Origin of the sequence: Streptomyces sp. NPDC004658 (assembly GCF_040609555.1) — a bacterium.
GTDB lineage: Bacteria > Actinomycetota > Actinomycetes > Streptomycetales > Streptomycetaceae > Streptomyces.
On record NZ_JBEXKG010000001.1, the window covers coordinates 164,910 to 183,136 of the forward strand.

The following is an 18,227-nucleotide window of genomic DNA, read 5'->3' on the forward strand; positions in this document are numbered from 1 at the left end:
GTGGGTCGACAGCCCCGCACCGTTCGGCACCGGTCCCCACGAGGGGAGGGACCGGTGCCGGACGGGCGGGAACCTGGAAATCTGACGGTCCGTCGGCTACGGTTCGCTCGCCCGTCGTTCCGGAAGGGGTGAGTGCCATGGAGAAGCAGCGTCCCCGGTGCCCGCGACCGCCTGGTGAACCACGCTGGGTCGCGATGTTCCACGAGCCCGCCCGCGACTCCTGGACGGTCGGCGCGGAGTCCCCCTGCCGCGCTCCCGTGCTGTACGCCGTCGACGACATGACCCGGACCGCGCGGGCGCGCGGGGACGAGGTGGCGGTCGCGCCCGGAGCGGCCCGCGCCCGGCCCCCCGGAACCCGCCCGGCGCACCAGGTGCTCATGGCCGGGCTGGGCAAGGCGGGTCTGTACGACCTGGGCCCCGAGGACGAACAGGCGGTCCGCGCCCTGGCCGACCGGCTCGACGAACCGACGGTCCGCCGGGTGGCCCACTGGCTCGCGGCGGCGGGCGGACCGCGACAGCCCCCGGTGGGCCGGGCGGTCCGGTTCGGCAGGGGCGCGGCCGGGCAGTGACGTCCTGAAGGTCACCCGGAGGGCACCGCCCACGACTGGAGGACAGATGAAGGTCGCCGTCGACCGCTCCCTGTGCTACGGCTCCGCCGAGTGCGCGCACCGGGCGCCGGCCGTGTTCGCGTTCGAGGACGGGTACGGCGTCGTACGGCCCGGCGCAGCGGACGCGGCCGAGGACCCGCGGACCCGGGAGGCGGTCCTGGAGGCCGCCGAGAAGTGCCCCTCGCAGGCGATCGTGCTCACCGAGTAGCGCGGCCGTCGTCAGCGAGCGGCAGCGGGTGCCGGTGGATAGGTCCAGCCGAAGGCGGCCAGCGCCCGCGCCCGGGCCTCCGCGACGGCCATGCGGGCCTCGCGTTCGGCGGGGTCCACATGGGCCGCCCGTGCCGTGACCTGGCCCTCCCACTTGCGGTACAGCAGACCGGGCTCCGCCGAGAACCAGCCGCGGCTCACCGCGTCCAGCGCCAGCAGCAGACCGGTGTCCTCCGAGGCCGGCAGCGCCATCCAGCCGCCCAGCGCGGTGAGCAGCTCCCGCCGTACGCACAGGCTCGCCGGGTGGACCGGGGCCAGGAAGTCGTTCCGCTTCCAGTGGTCCAGGACGGTTCCGCGCTCGATCGGGCCCTCGGCGGGATCGCCGGGGAAGGCGGCCGTGGAGCCGTCGGGCAGCAGGTCGAGGACGCGGCACGTCGTCCAGCCGACGGTGTGGTCCGCCTCCAGCACGGCCAGGTCGCGGGCGAGCGCACCCGGCAGGAGCTGGTCGTCGGCGTCCAGCACCTTGACGTACGCGCCCCCGGCGCGGGCCAGCGCGATCGTCCGGGCGACCCCGGGCCCGCCCGGCCGGCCCTGGCGGAAGCTCACGCGGGCGTCGTCCGGGACATGGGGGCGGACGGTGTCCGTCGTGCCGTCCTCCTGAACGACCCACTCCCACTCCCAGCCGGCGGGCAGCCGCTGCGCGCACAGGGACGTGTACGCGTCCGGCAGGAACCGGGCGGACGGGCCGTGGACAGCGGTGACTACGGTGACGCGCCGGTTCACGGCAGCGCTCACCACCTTTCGTGGGGTGCGGGTCGTTGCCGTACGAGGATGACCTACCGGGAAAAGCGCGAGACCCCCGGCCGAACCCGGCCGGGGGTCTGTTTCCGTGTCGACTGGTGCGTACGCAAGTCGCCGTGCGGTCGAGACGTTGCGGTACTGCGGTGGGGGAGGGATCAGCAGTCGAGGGAGTCCGAGAGGTGGTGGTCGTGGGCCCTGGTCGACTGCTCCGGTACCCGCGCCTGCGTCTCCGTCTGCGTGTCCGTCTGCGTCTCGGCGAGGGGGCGGTGGCGGCAGCTGGGCGTCTTGCCGTGGGCCTCGGCCCGGATCCGCTGCTTCATCGTGGGGGGCAGGGCCCTGGCACGGGACCAGGCCCAGTGGCGCATCGCCGGGATCGTCGGGGTGGTGCGCTGCGCGGTGCCGGTGCCGGTGCTGGGGGTCTCGGTCCGGGGTGCGGCCGCGGCGGCGGTCGTGGTGCTGGCGGAGACGAGTCCGAGCGCCGTGCACAGCGCGAGGAAGGCGGTGACGATGGCGGTCCACAGCTTCATGACCTTGTTCTGGGCGGTCATGGCCCCTCACTTTCGGGTTGGGCGATTTGCGTACTTTCCTCATGATGTGTATGTGGGCCGGGAAGTGGTGGACCGACGCCCGTGGCGCGTCGATGTTCAGATCAACACCACTCGGACGGGTGCACGGGGGCGAAGAACCTCTGCCGCTGCCGGGGCGGGAGTTGGGCCCCGACGCAGGTCACCGATCGATATCGGTCGGTGTGTATAGTCGGGCGCCAGAGGTCCCCTACGTCAAGGAAAGACGAGGTCGCGCGGTGAAGAAGCTGCTCCTGGTCGCACTGGCCGCCATCGGCGGGCTCCTCGTGTACCGCCAGATCCAGGCGGATCGCGCCGAGCAGGATCTGTGGACGGAGGCGACTGACTCCGTGCCCACGGGTTCGTGAGTCCCGATACCCGATCTGTACCGACCCCGGCCGCCTGCGCGGTCGGGGTTTCGCGTTTCCCGGCCCTGTCGCGCGGGGACCTCGCGGGGCTACGTGTTGCGGGGTCCCGGCGGGTGGGGTAGACGCGCCGGGCGGACGGTGCCGGACGGTCCCGGGCGTTTCGGACGGGCGTACGCGTTGCCCGGATGGCGCAGCGCCGGCCGGGGCAGGATGGGGCCTGCGGTCCGCCGGTCCGGTGCGGGCCCGTCCGACGACTGGGGGTGCGGCGCGTGCGGGGCCGAGCGGGCGGTACGGCGGCGGGGGCGGGGCCGGCCGGATGGTCGGCGGCGTGTCCCGCGGGGGCGGGGCCGCGGCGGCGGGCCGTCGCCGCCCGGGGTGCCGTGATCGTGCTGCTGCTGGGACTCTGCGCCGCCTTCGCCGTGCCGGCCGGCGCCGACCCGCGCCCGGGGGCGTACGCGTTCACCCCCGGAGCCCGGACCGTCGCGGGCACACAGGGCACCACGGACGCCGTCCCGCTCGACCCCGGCCGCACCTACCGCAGCTCCCTGCCACGCGACGGCCGGCTCTACTACCGCCTGCGTCTGACCGCCACGGACACGGCGTACGTCCCCGTCACCGCCGTACCACCGGCGGACGCCACCGTCTCCGCCACCGACGGCATCCGCGTCTCGCTCCGGGACGCCGACGGCACCTCCTGCTCCTACGCCTCCGCCCGCATCGGCGCCGGGCTCAGCCCGCGTCCGGTCACGGCCCTGGCCCAGCGCGAGGCCGGCAAGGCACTGTGCCAGGGCGGCGGGACGTACTACCTGCTCGTGGAACGCCTCGACGCCGAAGGCTCCGGCGCGGCGGCCTCGCCCCGCCCGTGGGACCTGGAGATCGCACCCGCCACCGAACCCGGCCTCGCGAAGGCCGGGCCCGCCACCGCGCCGCCGACCTGGGACTCCGCCACACCCGAACCCCTCACCGGCACCCCCAGGGACCGCTCCGGTGGCACCGGTTTCGCCACCGCGCGCCCGGTGGGCCAAGGGATCTGGCGCACCCGTCTCACCCCCGGCGAGACCCGGTTCTACAAGGTGCCGCTGGACTGGGGCCGGCACCTGCACGCCTCCGCCGACCTGGACGGCGCCCCGGGCCACGGCTACGTCGGCGGCGCCCTGGACCTCACCCTCTACAACCCCGTCCGCGGGTACGTCGACGACGCCTCCCTCGGTTACACCGGCGCCCCGAGGTCCGCCGCCCTCGCACCGCTCCCGCCGGTGGAGTACACCAACCGGTACGCCGTTCCCGCCGGGGTGACCTCCGTGCGTTTCGCCGGCGAGTACTACCTGGTCCTGCACCTGAGCACACAGCTGGCCGGCACCTTCGGACAGGGGCCGTTCGGGGTGACCCTGCGGGTCCGGCTGGGCGGACGGGCACAGGCGGCGCCCGCGTACGCCGGCCGGCCCACGCCGCCCGACGTCTTCACGGTCACCGACGAGGACCGGGAGGCCGCGCTGACCGGGACCGGCGGGGACGGGGCCGACCACCGGGCGATGCGGCTGATCGCCGTCGGCGGGATCGGCACGGGCACCGCACTGCTGCTGCTCCTCGGCGGCTGGACCGCGACGGCCCGACGGGCTCACACCCGGGCCAGGGCCCAGAAGCCGACGGCGTAGCAGGCGAGGGCGAGGAGCAGGAGGGGGATCGCGGCCCTGGCGGGGGGACCGGGGCGCCGGGCCGCGCGCCGTGCCCGGCGTCCCCGGGCGCGGGTGGGGGTGCCAGGGGGTGGTGAGGGCGGCGGAGTCTGGGGGTCGCGGGCGGTGTAGGCGGCGGTGGCGGTGTCGACACGGGGGTCCGGGGCCGGTACGGGGACCGGGGGCTGGGGTGGGGGCAGGCGGAAGCTTCCGGTGTCCGAGAGGGAACCGGTGGAGGTGGGTGTCGTACGCGCCCGCGCCGCGGAGCCCGGAACCCGGCCGGCCGGCCCGCCGTCGAGGCGCTCGACCGTCCCGTCCCGCAGCGCTTCACCCGCCGCCTCGGACGCGTCCGTCCCGTCGGGAACCAGGTCCGACGCCACACCGGAGGCCCGCCCGAGCGGGCCGTCGGGGCCGAACCCGGGCGGCAGCGGCCCGAGTTGGTCGAAGATCTCGATGAGCTCGTCGTCCGGACCGGGCTCCGGCAGGAGTTCCGCGGCGGCGGCCAGCGCCTTGCGCGCCCCCGTGGCGGTGCGGAACCGGTCCGCGGGATCCGGCTGGAGCAGGGACGCGACGACCTGCCAGAGCGGCTCCGGAACTCCCTTGGGCGGGCCGGGTGTTCCGTGCTCCAGGAAGTACCGCACCAGCGCCTTGGCGTCGGGCCTGGCGCCTTCCAGGAGATAGAGGGCGACCAGGCCGACCGCGAACAGGTCGGCCGGGAAGTCGGGTTCGGCGCCCAGCATCTGCTCGGGGGCGAGGTAACCGGGCGTCCCCACCACGAGGTTGGTCTCCGTCAGCCGGGGCTCGCCCAGCCGCATGGCGATGCCGAAGTCGGACAGCCGCAGCCGGGGCCGGCCGGTGCCGGTGGCTTCGAGGAGCACGTTGGCCGGCTTGATGTCCCGGTGGACGACGTCTTCGGCGTGGACGGCGGCGAGCCCGGACAGCAACTGGTCCAGCAGCGTGCACACGAACGCCGGTGGCAGGGGGCCGTAGTCGCCGACCAGGTGGACCAGGGAGCCGCCGGCCACCAGATCCATGGTGAACAGCACCTTGTCGTCGTCGGCGGCCCAGCTGGCCGGGGCGAGGACGTGCGGGTGATCGATGCGCAGCGCCTGCTCGCGGACGAAGCGGAGCAGGGAGTGGGCGTCGCGCTGCTGGAGAACCTTGGCGGCCACGTACCGCCGGCGGCGGTGGTCCCAGGCACGCCACACGGCGCCCACACCACCGCGCCCGATCGGGTCGGCCAGCTCGTACCGGCCGGCGAAGACCTCACCCATGGCAGCCGCCGCTCCTCCCCTGGTCCGACGAACCCCCCGTACCCCCGCCGTACGCATCCCGCGTCCGGCCGGCCCGGGCCCCCACCCGAACCGGCCGCCCGGTCAGCTCTGGTGGGACTGGTAGTGCGCGACCGCGTCGGAGGTGCGGCCGGCGCCGTACACGCGCAGGAACTCGGCGAGTTCGGGGTGGCTCGGGGCGAGGGTGTCGGCGGCGTCGATGATGTCACCGGCGGCGGCCACCGAGCGCAGCAGCGACTGGATCTCACGCACCACGCGCTTGACCGTGGGCGCACCCGAGCTGTTCGTGGTGTGGGTGGTGTTGCTGAGCACGGAGCCCCCCTGCGACTTCTTGATCTCGTCCATCCGCTCGGTCGCCTCGGCGGCACTGACGCTGCCGTCCGCGACCTGGGACGCCAGTTCCTGCAGCAGCTGCACCCGCTGGACCACCGCCGGATTGCCGATCTTCGCGCGCTGGCCGCTCATCAGCTGCGAGAGCATCGGCGCGGACAGGCCCAGGACCGCCGCGAGCCGGGCCTGGTTCAGCCCGAGATCGTCGATCAGCTTACGGAAGAGCGCCCCCAACGGCTCCCCGTACCAGTTCCGCTGCAGCTCCCGCGCTCTGGCGGTGGCTTCCTGCTGTGCGGCGTCCATTGCGTCTCCCCATCGCTTCCCCTGAAAACCGCGGTTCGCTGTAGCGAACCACGTCGAGCATCTTACGGAGAGTGGTCATCCGCGGGGACCCCCAATCTTTTTGCGGGATACGGGGGGTGACCCGGTACTCTGGTCTGCGGCGCCCGCCGGAAGGTGATCCCTCCGGCCGGTCGCACCCTCCCGGGGCCTTAGCTCAGTTGGTAGAGCGCCGTCTTTGCATGGCGGATGTCAGGGGTTCGACTCCCCTAGGCTCCACTTCTCACGAGCCCCTCTGACCTGTGGAAACGCGGTCGGAGGGGCTTTTCTTGCCCTCACAGCAGGGGCGCCGCCCTCGCGTGCGGGGCGCCCGAGGGGTCGGTCATGCCGGGGACCAGGACGCCGACTTCCACGGCTGCCGCTGCCTGGTGGCGACACCACCAGCACAACGCGCATCTGGCTGGTGCCTCGCGGGCCGCCCAGGATCGGTCGGGCAAGCGGTGAACGACGGGAGGCAGTGATGCGTGTTGTGATCATGGGCGGGACGTCCGGCATCGGCCTGGCGACGGCGGAGAAGCTGACCGCGGCCGTCGCCGAGGTGATCGTCACCGGACGCGACGCCGGGAAGCTCGCCGCGGTGAAGGACCGGGTCGCCGCCGCCGAGCAGGTGGACGGCACCGACGAGCAGGCGGTGACCGGGTTCTTCGAGCGGACGGGTGCCTTCGACCACCTGGTGCTCGCCTTCAGCCCGGGCGCGCTCGGCCTCGGCCCGCTGGCCTCCCTGGGCCTCGCCGACATCAGGGGCGCCTTCGACGGCAAGCTCTTCGCCTACCTGCACGCCCTCCAGAAGGCGCAGGTCACCGGTTCCGTCACGATGGTGTCCGCGGCCACCGCGCGGGCCGCCGCCCCGGGCACCGTGACGTTCGCCGCGGTCAACGGCGCCACCGAGCGCATCGTCCCGCCGCTGGCGGCGGAGCTGGCGCCGGTCCGCGTCAACGCGGTGGCGCCGGGTGCCGTGGACACCCCCTGGTGGTCGTTCGTGCCCGAGGAGGCGCGCGAGGGACAGTTCGCCGCGATGTCGCAGGACCTGCCGATCAAGCGGGTCGGCAAGCCCGGCGAGGTGGCGGACGCGATCGCCTACCTGGTCGGAGCGGAGTACGTGACCGGCACGGTCCTTCCGGTCGACGGAGGCTACACCGTCGCCTGACCCGTACCGCTCCGAGGGTCGGGCCCCATCCCCCGGGGCCCGGACGCGCCCACCGGAACTCCTCCGGCGGGGCGCCGTGTTCTTCCGCCCGTTCGGTCCGGTAAGTGGCGCACTCCCGCCGGAGCGACGCCAGTGCGGGCTCGCGGTCGCCGTGCCCGCGGTCGCCGTGTCCGCCGCGGACGGCGCCGGATCAGCCGTCGCGTTCGCGGAGCAGGCCGGCCATGCGCTGCTCCAGGTCCGAGCCCGGCTTCACGAGGTACGACACGAGGGTCTTGTCGTCGTCCGCGACATGCATCTTGATGTACTCCAGCTCGATCACCCCCAGCCGCGGGTGGTTGACCGTGCGCGGCTTCGGGACGAACGGTGCCAGCTCCTTGAGCTGCCACAGCCGGGTGAAGTCCGGGCTGGCCTGCTCCAGGGCGTCGAGGAGTTCGACGACGTCGGGGTCGAGGATGCGCTCGCCGACCTGGGTCCGGAACAGCGCGAGGGTGTGGGAGGCCTCCTCCTCCCAGTTCAGCGACATGGCCTGCACCTCGGGAGAGGTGAAGGTGAGCCACAGGACGTTCCGACGCTCGGCGGGCAGCGCGCCCAGTTCGCCGTAGAGCAGCTCGCAGCCCTGGTTCCAGGCCAGGATGTCGAAGCGCCGGTTGACGATGAACGCCGGGTTCGGGTTCAGGTGGGTGAGCAGCAGCTCGTACTGCTCGGGGAGTTCGGGGCGGGAGGGCGTGTCGCCGGGCGGCACCTCGCCGGCCAGCCGGAAGAGGTGGTCGCGCTCGACCGGCTCCAGGCCGAGTGCCGTCGCGAGGCTGCCGAGGACCTGCCGCGAGACCCGGATCTCCCGGGCCTGCTCCAGCCACGTGTACCAGGTGATGCTGAGGCCGGCGAGCGTGGCGACCTCCTCGCGCCGCAGCCCCGGTGTGCGCCGGTGACCCACGACGGGCAGTCCGGCGTCCTCGGGCCTGCGCCGCTCCCGCCGGCTGCGGATGAACTGGGCGAGTTCGCGCCGCTGTTCCTGCGTGGTCACCTGATCCCCCTGCTCGTCGGTACCCGCTAACGAGCCTAAACGGTGCCTGTGCCGGGGCCGGTGTGGTCCTACACCTGCGTCATCGGTGCCCAACTGCCGCTGTCGCACCCGTACTTCCCGGACCAGGACACCCCGACGGCACGCTACGACGCGCAGCTGCTCACCGAGTGCTGCCGGCAGGCCGGCACCTACGTGGCGCACACGCAGTGGCCGCCGCCGCTGCCACGGTCGGTGAGGTCTGCGACGCGCTGCGCGAGGTCTGGGGCGCCCACGCCCCCGACGGGTGATCCGCCACGGGCCGGCACTGCCGGGGCGCCCGGCCCCCGCGGCACCGCCCGGCCACCCGCACGACGAGACCCTCCGGCCGCGATCACGGCCGGAGGGTCTTCTCGTGTCCGTCCCGGTGCCTGCCAGGCGCTCAGACCTCGTCGTCGCGGTCCACCGCGTCGTCCTGCGCCTGTTTCGCCTGCACCTCGGGATCCAGGGCCGACGCGTCGCTGCCGTCCACGGACGTGATGCGGCCCTCGTCCGGCACCTCCGTCGCCGCCGGCGGCTCGACCAGCCAGTCCGGATTGGCCTGCTTGTCCCACCACTTCCAGGCCGCGAAGGCGCCGCCCGCCAGAGCGGTCAGCACCGCCACCACCTTCAGGGTGCGGCCGGTCCGGGAGCGCCGGGCGTTCCGCCGGGCCAGCTTCTGGATGTCCTGGGCCGAGACCTGGCCCCGCAGCGCGGCCAGCGCCGCCGCACCGCGAGCTGCGGCCTCGTCGCGGACCGGAGCGGCCGCGGCCACGGCGTGCTCCAGCTTCGGACGTGAGTAGGCGGCGGCCTGCCGGGCGGCCTTCCGGGTACGGACGGCGGCTTCCTGAGCGGCCAGGTCCACCTTCGGCGGTACATGCGTGCGGGCCTGCTCCAGACGCGGGGCGAGCCGGGCGTCGTACTGCACGCGGGCCTGTTCTGCGGCCTGCGACACCACGGGCGCCAGCCGTACGCGTGCCTCCTGCGCGTAGTACGCGGCACGCTCCTTGGCCGTGTCGGCGTAGGGCGCCACCACTTCCGCGGCGTGCAGCACGCTGTCCTTCGCCGAGCCGGTCGCGGCGCGCACGCTGTCGATGCGGGTCACGGGTTCCTCCTCCTCGGTGGCGTACGGTATTTCGACTTTCCACCCTTTTACGGATCATGCCTGTCCGCGGCCGGTGTGGCATGTGCGGACGGGCATATGGGTGCCCCGTCGACCCCTCCGGCCCTGATTCAGGGCAAGGGGGCTTGTGGTCGACATTGCCACGAATCACCGGCGCGCGCCGCTCACCCGGCGGAAGTCACGGCCGCCCGGCGACGCGCGGAGCGGACCGTGGAAGGATCGGAGTGTCGCGGCGGACGACGACGGAAGGCAGATCGTGGCCGAGCAGCTGTACGCCACCTTGAAGACCACCCTCGGCGACATCGAGGTGCGGCTCTTCCCCCTCCACGCCCCCGTCACGGTCAGAAACTTCGTCGAGCTGGCCCGCGGCGAACGCGAATGGACACACCCGGGCACCGGCGAGAAGAGCAGAAACCCGCTCTACGACGGCACGGTCTTCCACTCCGTCATCAGCGGGTTCATGATCCAGGGCGGCGATCCCCTGGGCAACGGCCTCGGCGGGCCCGGCTACGGCTTCGAGGACGAGTGCCATCCGGACCTGGCCTTCGACACCCCGTACCTGATGGCCATGGCCAACGCCGGACCGGGCACCAACGGCTCGCAGTTCTTCATCACCGTCACCCCGAGCACCTGGCTGAACGGTAAGTGCACCATCTTCGGCGAGGTCACCGACCCGGCGTCCCAGAAGGTGGTAGACGCCATCGCGAGCGTGCCGACCGGCCGCAACGACCGTCCGCTGGCCGCCGTCGTCCTGGAGACGGTGGTGGTGGAGACGCGCGACGCCTGAGGGGAACCAAACACCCCGCTCGTCCGTAAGGATGGGCGAGGCGGGACGGTACCGTCGGGACGGACACGACGAACAGACGAACAAGGGGATCTGATGGACCAGGCCGCAGGGAGCGCGCAGGGCGCCGCCCGGAGCGTCCCCGTGTGCTACCGGCACCCGGATCGCGAGACCGGGGTGCGCTGCACGCGCTGTGACCGGCCCATCTGCCCGGAGTGCATGATCAGTGCCTCGGTCGGCTTCCAGTGCCCGGAGTGCGTCCGCGAGGGCTCGGGCACGGGGCACGCACCGGCGGCGGCCCGGCCGCGCACGGTCGCCGGGGGCACGGTCACGGCCGACCCCCGCCTGCTCACCAAGATCCTGATCGGGATCAACCTCGCGGTGTTCATCGCCGTCCAGGCCGACAGCTCCCTGCTGGACCACCTGGTGCTCTACGGCGCCTGGCCCCCGAAGCCGTTCACGCCGACCTCGGGTGTCGCCGGCGGCGAGTGGTACCGCTTCGTGACGTCGATGTTCACGCACCAGGAGTACTGGCACATCGGCTTCAACATGCTGAGCCTGTGGTGGATCGGCGGCCCGCTCGAAGCGGCCCTCGGCCGCGCCCGCTACCTGGCGGTCTACTTCGTCTCCGGCCTGGCCGGCGGCGCGCTGACCTATCTGCTCGCCTCCCCCCAGACCTCGTCGCTCGGTGCCTCGGGCGCCATCTTCGGGCTCTTCGGCGCGACCGCCGTGCTGATGCGCCGGCTGAACTACGACATGCGCCCGGTCATCGCGCTGCTGGTGATCAACCTGATCTTCACCTTCGGGTTCAGCAACATCGCCTGGCAGGCGCACATCGGCGGGCTCGTCGCCGGTGTCGTCACCGGGTACGCGATGGTCCACGCGCCGCGCGAGAAGCGGGCGCTGGTGCAGTACGGCACCTGTGCCGTCGTCCTGGTGCTGTCGGTGGCGCTGGCCCTGGTCAGGACCGCTCAGCTCACCTGAGACCGAACCGTTGTCCACAGGCTGTGCCGGATCTTGTGCACGGCGTGCGGACACAGCTGCGCCCCCTGTCGCTCGGATGTGTTTCCGCAGGTCGGACAGGGGGCGAACAGATGTCTGTGGATCGGTTGGCCGGTCACACCGGCGTCAACGCCCGATGAGTTATCCACAGATCGTAGTTTCTTTTCCCCAGGGTGATTGTGGACAGCACCCCTGGCCTGTGGATAACTCGGTGGATAGCCCTGGGCAGAGCTACTTCCACTGCGTGGAGACACCGAAGCCGGCGGCGATGAAGCCGAAGCCGACGACGATGTTCCAGTTGTCCAGGCTGTCGACCGGCAGGGAGCCGTCGGTCACGTAGAAGACGACGATCCAGGCCAGGCCGATCAGGAACATGGCCAGCATCACGGGCGCGACCCACGCGCGGTTGGTGAGTTTGATGGCCTGTGCCTGCTTCGCCGGCGGCGGCGTGTAGTCGGCCTTCTTGCGGATACGTGACTTCGGCACGAGGGTCTCTCCTGTCGATGCGCTGCGTGGCCGCGCAGGTAACTGGGTCGGGCTCGGGGCAGCGTACAAGGGGCCAACATGACGACTCTGTGTGCTCCCCCGGGCGTCCGTTAGCGTAGTGCTTCCGTGGCGCCGAAGGAGATAAGGGTACGTTGAGCAATTCTGCCGACTCCCCCGGGACGGGATCAACGGGTGCGGGCCCTGTCCGCCGACCGCGTGTGCGGCCCGTGCGGATCCTCACGGCGGCCGTCTTCGCGCTCGCCGGGCTGATCTTCTTCACCAGCTTCAACACGGCCAAGGGCACCGACATCCGCCAGGACGGCTCGCTGCTGAAGCTGTCCGACCTGATCCAGCAGCGCAGCCGCAAGAACAAGGAGCTGGACGAGTCCAACGCGACCCTGCGCCACAGCGTGGAGTCGCTGGCCGAGAGCGACGACGGCAGCACCAGGGCCGAGGACGAGAACCTCGGCCGGCTGGAGAAGAGCGCGGGCACCCGGAAACTGACCGGGGAGGCCGTCACCGTCACCCTGAACGACGCCCCGCCCAACGCCACCGCCAAGCTCCCCGGCTACCCCGAGCCGCAGCCCGACTACCTGGTGATCCACCAGCAGGACCTCCAGGCCGTGGTGAACGCGCTGTGGCAGGGCGGCGCCCGGGGCATCAAGGTCATGGACCAGCGGCTGATCTCCACCAGCGCGGTGCGCTGCGTCGGCAACACCCTCATCCTCCAGGGCCGCGTCTACTCGCCGCCGTACAAGATCACGGCGGTCGGGGACCCCGACCGGCTGAAGCAGGCGCTCGCCGCGAGCAAGGCGATCCAGACCTACATGGTCTACGTCAACGTCTACGGCCTCGGCTGGAAGGTCACCGACGACGGGACGGTGACTCTTCCCGGCTACTCCGGCACAGTGGATCTGCACTACGCGAAGCCAGTGGGATAGACGTCCGTCCGGGAGCCGCCGGTGCGCGTGATCGTCAGGACCGTCAGCGAGCTGTGCGTCACCGTCGGCACCCTGATCGTGCTCTTCGTCGTCCATGCGCTGTTCTGGACGGGTGTGCAGGCCGATCAGAGGTACGAATCCGGCGCACCCTTCGCGATCATGTATATCCCGCGGCTCGGTTTCACGTGGAACAAGCCGGTGCTGGAGGGCACCGGCACCCTGAAGAAGGGGCTCGGCCACTACGCGCGTACCGCGCGGCTCGGCCAGACGGGTGATTTCGCGGTGGCCGGGCGACCGGCGGACGTACGGCGACCCCTTCAAGGACTTCCCCCCGCTCCGGCCGGGTGACGTCGTGGTGCTCACGGACGGGACCACCTGGTTCACGTATCGGATCGACAAAGGCCCATACAAAACAGTTCCGACCGACGTCGAGGTGATCGACCCTGTCCCCCGTAAGTCCGGGTACAGGCGTCCGGGCCGGTATCTGACGCTGACCGAGCGCTCTGCGCCGTTAGTCTGGTGACGTACGGCGTGGGTCTGGTGCCGTAGGGATACGGAAGGGACGGCAAGGGACGGCATGTACGGCTGGATCTGGCGGCATCTGCCGGGCAACGCGTGGGTGAAGGCCCTCATCTCCCTCGTACTGATCCTGGCCGTGGTCTACGTCCTCTTCCAGTACGTCTTCCCGTGGGCCGAACCGCTGCTGCCCTTCAACGATGTGACGGTGGACAACCAGTGAGTGCGCGGATTCTCGTCGTCGACAACTACGACAGCTTCGTCTTCAACCTCGTCCAGTACCTGTACCAGCTGGGCGCGGAGTGTGAGGTCCTGCGCAACGACGAGGTGTCGACCTCGCACGCCCAGGACGGCTTCGACGGCGTCCTCCTCTCGCCGGGTCCCGGGACCCCGGAGGAGGCGGGCGTGTGCGTGGACATGGTCCGGCACTGCGCGGCCACCGGCGTGCCGGTCTTCGGGGTGTGCCTGGGCATGCAGTCGATGCAGGTGGCGTACGGCGGTGTGGTCGACCGGGCGCCCGAGCTGCTGCACGGCAAGACCTCGCTGGTCGAGCACGAGGGCAAGGGCGTCTTCGCGGGCCTGCCCTCCCCCTTCACGGCGACCCGCTACCACTCCCTGGCCGCCGAACCGGCCACGGTCCCGGCCGAGCTGGAGGTGACCGCCCGCACGCACGACGGCATCATCATGGGCCTGCGCCACCGTGAACTCCCGGTGGAGGGCGTGCAGTTCCACCCGGAGTCGGTGCTGACCGAGCACGGGCACCGGATGCTGGCGAACTGGCTGGCGGAGTGCGGCGACCAAGGTGCCGTTGCGAGGTCGGCGGGGCTCGCCCCGGTGGTGGGCAGGGCCACGGCGTGACCGCGCTGCGCCCCGAGCGCGAGGACTTGTACGACGGCGGCAGACCGTACGAGTCCTCCGGCGGTGCGCGGCCGTACGCCGGGCGGCGGCAGGATCCGCCGACGGCTCCGATGCCCCGGCTGACCGAGGATGACCTCACGGCGCCGCCGCCTCCGGTCGGTGAGGACCTCACGGCACCCCTGCCTCCCGTCGACGAGGAGACGATGGCGCTGCGGATCCCGCGGCCGGCGGGGTACGGCGCGCAGAGCGACACCGCACGGAGGGGTGCAAGGGCGTCTGCGGCCTCGTCGGCCGCTTCCGCCACCCAAGTCACACCCGGCGGCCGTGCGGCCCGGAGAAAGGCCGCCAAGCGGCGTGGTGGGCGGCACGGCGGGGCCAGGGATGCCCGGGATGCCCGGGACGCCGCGGCGTCTCCTGCGGGGCGGGACCCGCAGCGGCCTCTGAGCCGGGTGGAGGCCCGGCGGCAGGCCCGGCTGCGCAAGCCGAGCCCGGCGACCGTCGCGAGCCGGGCGATCGGCGAGGTGTTCATCACCACCGGCGTCCTGATGCTGCTGTTCGTCACCTACCAGCTGTGGTGGACCAATGTCCGTGCGCACGCGCAGGCCGGCAGCGAGACGCACCAGCTCCAGGACGACTGGGCCAGCGGCAAGCGCAATCCGGGGGTCTTCGAACCGGGGCAGGGCTTCGCCATCCTGCACATCCCGAAGCTGGACGTGGTCGCGCCCATCGCGGAGGGCGTCAGCAACAAGAGGGTGCTCGACAAGGGCATGGTCGGGCACTACGGCGAGGCCCCGCTGAAGACGGCGATGCCCGACGCCAGGACCGGCAACTTCGGCCTCGCCGCGCACCGCAACACGCACGGTGAGCCCTTCCGGTACATCAACAGGCTCAGGCCCGGCGACGCGGTCGTGGTCGAGACGCAGGACACCTACTTCGTGTACAAGGTGACCTCGATGCTTCCGGTGACCCCGCCGTCGAACACCAGCGTGCTGGACCCGGTCCCGCGGGGCTCCGGCTTCACCCGGCCCGGCCGCTACATCACCCTCACCACCTGCACGCCGGAGTTCACCAGCAAGTACCGGTTGATCGTCTGGGGCAAGATGGTCCAGGAACGCCCGCGCAGCAAGGGCAAGCCGGACGCGCTCATCGAGTAGGGCTCATCGAGTAAGGGCAGAGGACACAGTGGCAGCGACCGCCGACGAGACCGAAGAGACCACGGACGCGTCCGAACCGGATCCGGAACCGGCCCCGCGCCGGCGCCCCGGCCGGATCGCGCTGGCGGTCAGCGTCTTCGGGGAACTCCTCATCACGGCGGGCGTGCTGCTCGGCCTGTTCGTCGTCTACTCGCTGTGGTGGACGAACGTGATAGCGGACCGCAAGGCGGACCGGCAGGCCGACAAGGTGCGCGAACACTGGGCCGAGCAGCAGCAGTCCCATCCCGGCGCGCTCGACACCAAGGACGGCATCGGGTTCCTGCACGTGCCGGCGATGCACAACGGCGAGGTGCTGGTCGAGAAGGGCACGGGCACGGACGTCCTCGACGACGGTGTGGCCGGCTACTACACGGATCCGGTCAAGGCCACGCTGCCCACCACCGGCAAGGACGGCAACTTCTCCGTCGCCGCCCACCGGGACGGCCACGGCGCCAAGTTCCACAACATCGACAAGCTGAGGAAGGGCGACCCGATCGTCTTCGAGACGCGGGACGACTGGTACGTCTACAAGGTCTACTCGGTCCTCCCCGAGACCTCGAAGTACAACGTCAAGGTCCTCTCGGCCGTCCCCAGGGAGTCCGGCAGGAGGAAGCCGGGGCACTACATCACCCTGACGACCTGCACCCCCGTCTACACCTCCCGCTACCGGTACGTGGTGTGGGGGGAGCTGGTCCGGGTGGAGAAGGTGGACGCCCGGCGGACGCCGCCGAGGGAACTGCGGTGACGTGACACGTGGGCCCCTGCCGGGAAGTCCCGGCAGGGGCCCACGTGTGTGCGGGACGCGTCAGCCGTTGTTGCCGCCGAAGAAACCGCCGCCGCCGTTGTTGTTGTTGCCGCCGCCGTTGTTCCCGTTGATCCCCGTGGTCGTCAGGGTGATCGTGGTGGCGGCCGGGTCGTCGACCTTCTCGTTCTGCTTCGGGTCCTGGCCGATGACGAAGGCGGTGTCGCTGCCGTCACTGCCCGGGGCGAACTGGATGTTCGTGAAGCCCGCGGCGTTCAGCATCTGCCGGGCCACGGCGACCGTGCGGCCACGGACGTCCGGGACCTGCGTCTTCTGCTGCTCCTGCGCCTTGCCGACGTTGACCGCGATCGGCGTGTTCTTGGAGACCTGCTGGCCCGCCTGCGGGTTGGTGTTCTGGACCTTGCCGTCCTGCGCCGGGTCGGAGACCGGGGTGTCGTTGCAGGTCGGGGCGAGGCCCTTGGCCTGGAGTTCGGCCTTCGCCTCGTCGCAGGACTTGCCGGTGACGTCGGGGACGGTGACCTTCTCCTCCGGCTTGGCGACCGTGAGGGTGATCGTGGTGCCCTTCTCCTTGCTGCTGCCGCCCGCCGGGTCCTGGGTGATGACGACATCAGGCGTCTGGGTCGACACCTGGGTCTTCTTCTCGACCTGGAAGCCCTTCTCCTTGAGCTGGGCCTCGGCCTGGTCGAACTGGATGCCGCGGACGTCCGGCACGGTGACCTTCGGCGCGCCGGTGGAGACCACCAGGTCGACCGTGCTGTTCTTCTCGACCTTCTGGCCCGGATCCGGGTTCTGGGAGCACACGTTGCCCGTGGCCTGGTCCTCGCAGGCCTTCTTGGTGACGGTCACCTTGAGGTCGACGTTCTCGGCCATCTTGCGGGCCGTCTTCTCCGGCTGGCCCACGAACGACGGCACGGGCACCTTGCCGTCGCCCGCGCCCTTGTCGCCGAACGCGTACATGCCGATGAGGATCGCGCCGACCAGGACCAGCAGGCCCGCGACCACCAGCAGGATCGTGGAGCTGTTGGACTTCTTCTGCTGGCGGCGGCGGTCCGGGCGTTCGTCGTAGCCGTAGCCGCCGTCGTCGGGGTTCATCGGCGGGAGCATGGTGGTCGCTCCCGCCGGCTCCGAGCGCAGGGCGGTCGTCGCCTGGTCGTCGGGGTAGCCGGCGTAGCCGACCGCGCCCATCGCGGCGGTGGCCGCCACGGGCTGGCCGTCCAGGCACGCCTCGATGTCGGCGCGCATCTCGTCGGCCGACTGGTAGCGGTAGTTGGGGTCCTTGACCAGTGCCTTGAGGACGATCGCGTCCATCTCGGGCGTGATCTCGGGGTCGAAGACCGAGGGGGGCTGCGGTTCCTCCCGGACGTGCTGGTAGGCCACGGCCACCGGGGAGTCGCCCACGAAGGGCGGCCGTACGGTCAGCAGTTCGTACAGGAGACAGCCGGTGGAGTACAGGTCCGACCGGGCGTCGACCTGCTCGCCCTTGGCCTGCTCCGGGGAGAGGTACTGGGCGGTGCCGATGACGGCCGCGGTCTGGGTCATGGTCATGCCGGCGTCGCCCATGGCGCGGGCGATGCCGAAGTCCATCACCTTGACCTGGCCGTTGCGGGTCAGCATGACGTTGGCCGGCTTGATGTCGCGGTGGACGATGCCGTTGCGGTGCGCGTACTCCAGGCCCTGGAGGATGCCGATGGTCATCTCCATGGCGCGCTCGGGCAGCAGCTTGCGGCCGGAGTGCAGCAGCTCGCGGAGCGTGGAGCCGTCGACGTACTCCATCACGATGTACGGGATGGAGACTCCGTCGATGTAGTCCTCACCCGTGTCGTAGACCGCGACGATCGCGGGATGGTTGAGCGAGGCGGCCGACTGGGCCTCCCGGCGGAACCGGGCCTGGAAGGACGGATCGCGCGCGAGGTCCGCGCGCAGCGTCTTCACCGCCACGGTGCGGCCGAGCCGGGTGTCATGCGCGAGGTAGACCTCCGCCATGCCACCGCGGCCGAGCACCTGGCCCAGCTCGTACCGGCCGCCGAGGCGACGCGGCTCTTCCATAGCTACCTACCAGCCCTCTCCGTCGGTCTCGGCCGCGCACCCCTGTGCGCGACCGGAGGCTGCCATCCGGGCCTACCGTACCCGGCTCGCTCTGTGTGACCTGGCCAAGCCCGTAACCCGATACAGGACCGGTATCGCAACGTGCGGC

21 protein-coding genes, 1 tRNA gene and 1 pseudogene are annotated in these 18,227 nt (G+C 71.6%); 15 read left to right on the forward strand and 8 right to left on the reverse strand.

The window, feature by feature from the left end; translation table 11 throughout:
• Positions 1-194 precede the first annotated feature (194 nt).
• Together ABZV94_RS00885 and ABZV94_RS00890 are read left to right on the forward strand one after the other, a co-directional pair.
• A complete protein-coding gene (locus ABZV94_RS00885) occupies positions 195-569 on the forward strand; it encodes a hypothetical protein (protein ID WP_356335808.1) in 375 nt (124 codons plus the stop codon).
• A gap of 46 nt (positions 570-615) precedes the next feature.
• Positions 616-816: a ferredoxin gene (locus ABZV94_RS00890; protein WP_356335810.1), complete on the forward strand. Its 201-nt coding sequence runs from the start codon at positions 616-618 to the stop codon at positions 814-816.
• Between the two features lie 11 nt (positions 817-827).
• Here the strand turns inward: ABZV94_RS00890 and ABZV94_RS00895 are convergent, their stop codons facing one another.
• Together ABZV94_RS00895 and ABZV94_RS00900 are read right to left on the reverse strand one after the other, a co-directional pair.
• Positions 828-1,610, reverse strand: a complete 783-nt coding sequence (locus ABZV94_RS00895; RefSeq protein WP_356335812.1) for a glycosyltransferase — start codon at positions 1,608-1,610, stop codon at positions 828-830.
• Between the two features lie 161 nt (positions 1,611-1,771).
• Positions 1,772-2,164 (reverse strand): DUF6344 domain-containing protein, encoded by a 393-nt coding sequence (locus ABZV94_RS00900; protein ID WP_356335814.1) that lies wholly within the window; start codon positions 2,162-2,164, stop codon positions 1,772-1,774.
• Between the two features lie 254 nt (positions 2,165-2,418).
• On the opposite strand from ABZV94_RS00900, the gene ABZV94_RS00905 reads away from it, so the two are divergent.
• On the forward strand, positions 2,419-2,547 hold the full coding sequence (locus ABZV94_RS00905) for a DLW-39 family protein (protein WP_003999697.1): 129 nt from the start codon (positions 2,419-2,421) through the stop codon (positions 2,545-2,547).
• A gap of 380 nt (positions 2,548-2,927) precedes the next feature.
• On the forward strand, positions 2,928-4,202 hold the full coding sequence (locus tag ABZV94_RS00910; RefSeq protein ID WP_356335816.1) for a hypothetical protein: 1,275 nt from the start codon (positions 2,928-2,930) through the stop codon (positions 4,200-4,202).
• Here ABZV94_RS00910 and ABZV94_RS00915 read toward each other — a convergent pair.
• Together ABZV94_RS00915 and ABZV94_RS00920 are read right to left on the reverse strand one after the other, a co-directional pair.
• Positions 4,166-5,494, reverse strand: a complete 1,329-nt coding sequence (locus ABZV94_RS00915) for a serine/threonine-protein kinase (RefSeq protein ID WP_356335818.1) — start codon at positions 5,492-5,494, stop codon at positions 4,166-4,168. The genes ABZV94_RS00910 and ABZV94_RS00915 overlap by 37 nt on opposite strands.
• 102 nt (positions 5,495-5,596) lie before the next feature.
• Positions 5,597-6,145: a DNA-binding protein gene (locus ABZV94_RS00920; RefSeq protein WP_356335820.1), complete on the reverse strand. Its 549-nt coding sequence runs from the start codon at positions 6,143-6,145 to the stop codon at positions 5,597-5,599.
• Positions 6,146-6,327: 182 nt separating this feature from the next.
• Between ABZV94_RS00920 and ABZV94_RS00925 the strand changes: the two genes are divergently transcribed.
• A tRNA-Ala gene (locus ABZV94_RS00925) sits at positions 6,328-6,400 on the forward strand.
• A gap of 241 nt (positions 6,401-6,641) precedes the next feature.
• Positions 6,642-7,328, forward strand: a complete 687-nt coding sequence (locus ABZV94_RS00930) for an SDR family oxidoreductase (RefSeq protein ID WP_356335822.1) — start codon at positions 6,642-6,644, stop codon at positions 7,326-7,328.
• 190 nt (positions 7,329-7,518) lie between these two features.
• On the opposite strand, the gene ABZV94_RS00935 is transcribed toward ABZV94_RS00930, so the two are convergent.
• The gene (locus ABZV94_RS00935) at positions 7,519-8,352 is read right to left on the reverse strand and encodes a helix-turn-helix transcriptional regulator (protein WP_356335824.1); all 834 of its coding nucleotides are present in this window, start codon (positions 8,350-8,352) and stop codon (positions 7,519-7,521) included.
• A gap of 60 nt (positions 8,353-8,412) precedes the next feature.
• On the opposite strand from ABZV94_RS00935, the gene ABZV94_RS00940 reads away from it, so the two are divergent.
• On the forward strand, positions 8,413-8,868 hold the full coding sequence (locus tag ABZV94_RS00940) for an AfsA-related hotdog domain-containing protein (RefSeq protein ID WP_356335959.1): 456 nt from the start codon (positions 8,413-8,415) through the stop codon (positions 8,866-8,868).
• Here the strand turns inward: ABZV94_RS00940 and ABZV94_RS00945 are convergent.
• Entirely contained in the window at positions 8,771-9,472 is a 702-nt protein-coding gene (locus tag ABZV94_RS00945) for a DUF5324 family protein (RefSeq protein ID WP_356335826.1), read from the reverse strand. The two genes, ABZV94_RS00940 and ABZV94_RS00945, sit on opposite strands and share 98 nt — an antisense overlap.
• A gap of 274 nt (positions 9,473-9,746) precedes the next feature.
• Between ABZV94_RS00945 and ABZV94_RS00950 the strand changes: the two genes are divergently transcribed.
• The gene (locus tag ABZV94_RS00950; RefSeq protein WP_356335828.1) at positions 9,747-10,277 is read left to right on the forward strand and encodes a peptidylprolyl isomerase; all 531 of its coding nucleotides are present in this window, start codon (positions 9,747-9,749) and stop codon (positions 10,275-10,277) included.
• Between the two features lie 93 nt (positions 10,278-10,370).
• Positions 10,371-11,258, forward strand: coding sequence for a rhomboid family intramembrane serine protease (locus ABZV94_RS00955; protein ID WP_356335830.1), 888 nt, complete (start codon positions 10,371-10,373; stop codon positions 11,256-11,258).
• Between the two features lie 249 nt (positions 11,259-11,507).
• Here the strand turns inward: ABZV94_RS00955 and crgA are convergent, their stop codons facing one another.
• Entirely contained in the window at positions 11,508-11,762 is a 255-nt protein-coding gene (crgA, locus tag ABZV94_RS00960; RefSeq protein ID WP_059250060.1) for a cell division protein CrgA, read from the reverse strand.
• A gap of 152 nt (positions 11,763-11,914) precedes the next feature.
• On the opposite strand from crgA, the gene ABZV94_RS00965 reads away from it, so the two are divergent.
• The 6 genes and pseudogenes from ABZV94_RS00965 (at position 11,915) to ABZV94_RS00990 (ending at position 16,015) form a co-directional block, all read left to right on the forward strand.
• Positions 11,915-12,703 carry a DUF881 domain-containing protein gene (locus ABZV94_RS00965; protein WP_356335832.1) on the forward strand — a complete coding sequence of 263 codons (789 nt, stop codon included), beginning with the start codon at positions 11,915-11,917 and terminating at the stop codon, positions 12,701-12,703.
• A 21-nt stretch (positions 12,704-12,724) separates the two neighbouring features.
• Positions 12,725-13,199 (forward strand): annotated as a pseudogene (locus tag ABZV94_RS00970) (class E sortase); the annotation flags it as partial.
• Between the two features lie 81 nt (positions 13,200-13,280).
• Positions 13,281-13,442: a hypothetical protein gene (locus ABZV94_RS00975; protein ID WP_030609287.1), complete on the forward strand. Its 162-nt coding sequence runs from the start codon at positions 13,281-13,283 to the stop codon at positions 13,440-13,442.
• A complete protein-coding gene (locus ABZV94_RS00980) occupies positions 13,439-14,077 on the forward strand; it encodes an aminodeoxychorismate/anthranilate synthase component II (protein WP_356335833.1) in 639 nt (212 codons plus the stop codon). Before ABZV94_RS00975 ends, ABZV94_RS00980 begins: the two co-directional genes overlap by 4 nt.
• Entirely contained in the window at positions 14,074-15,231 is a 1,158-nt protein-coding gene (locus tag ABZV94_RS00985) for a class E sortase (RefSeq protein ID WP_356335835.1), read from the forward strand. The genes ABZV94_RS00980 and ABZV94_RS00985 overlap by 4 nt, the downstream gene beginning before the upstream one ends.
• Positions 15,232-15,259: 28 nt before the next feature.
• Positions 15,260-16,015, forward strand: coding sequence for a class E sortase (locus ABZV94_RS00990; RefSeq protein WP_356335837.1), 756 nt, complete (start codon positions 15,260-15,262; stop codon positions 16,013-16,015).
• A 60-nt stretch (positions 16,016-16,075) separates the two neighbouring features.
• Here ABZV94_RS00990 and pknB read toward each other — a convergent pair whose 3' ends face one another.
• The gene (gene pknB, locus ABZV94_RS00995; protein WP_356335839.1) at positions 16,076-18,079 is read right to left on the reverse strand and encodes a Stk1 family PASTA domain-containing Ser/Thr kinase; all 2,004 of its coding nucleotides are present in this window, start codon (positions 18,077-18,079) and stop codon (positions 16,076-16,078) included.
• Between the last annotated feature and the right edge of the window lie 148 nt (positions 18,080-18,227).

What these genes read in the sequence shown, in the direction of transcription:
- ABZV94_RS00885 (WP_356335808.1), top strand. Translation starts at nt 195, where the DNA reads ATGTTCCACGAGCCCGCCCGCGACTCCTGGACGGTCGGCGCGGAGTCC.
- pknB (WP_356335839.1), bottom strand. Translation starts at nt 18,079, where the DNA reads ATGGAAGAGCCGCGTCGCCTCGGCGGCCGGTACGAGCTGGGCCAGGTG.
- ABZV94_RS00900 (WP_356335814.1), bottom strand. Translation starts at nt 2,164, where the DNA reads ATGACCGCCCAGAACAAGGTCATGAAGCTGTGGACCGCCATCGTCACC.
- ABZV94_RS00915 (WP_356335818.1), bottom strand. Translation starts at nt 5,494, where the DNA reads ATGGGTGAGGTCTTCGCCGGCCGGTACGAGCTGGCCGACCCGATCGGG.
- ABZV94_RS00890 (WP_356335810.1), top strand. Translation starts at nt 616, where the DNA reads ATGAAGGTCGCCGTCGACCGCTCCCTGTGCTACGGCTCCGCCGAGTGC.
- ABZV94_RS00920 (WP_356335820.1), bottom strand. Translation starts at nt 6,145, where the DNA reads ATGGACGCCGCACAGCAGGAAGCCACCGCCAGAGCGCGGGAGCTGCAG.
- ABZV94_RS00955 (WP_356335830.1), top strand. Translation starts at nt 10,371, where the DNA reads ATGGACCAGGCCGCAGGGAGCGCGCAGGGCGCCGCCCGGAGCGTCCCC.
- ABZV94_RS00975 (WP_030609287.1), top strand. Translation starts at nt 13,281, where the DNA reads ATGTACGGCTGGATCTGGCGGCATCTGCCGGGCAACGCGTGGGTGAAG.
- ABZV94_RS00930 (WP_356335822.1), top strand. Translation starts at nt 6,642, where the DNA reads ATGCGTGTTGTGATCATGGGCGGGACGTCCGGCATCGGCCTGGCGACG.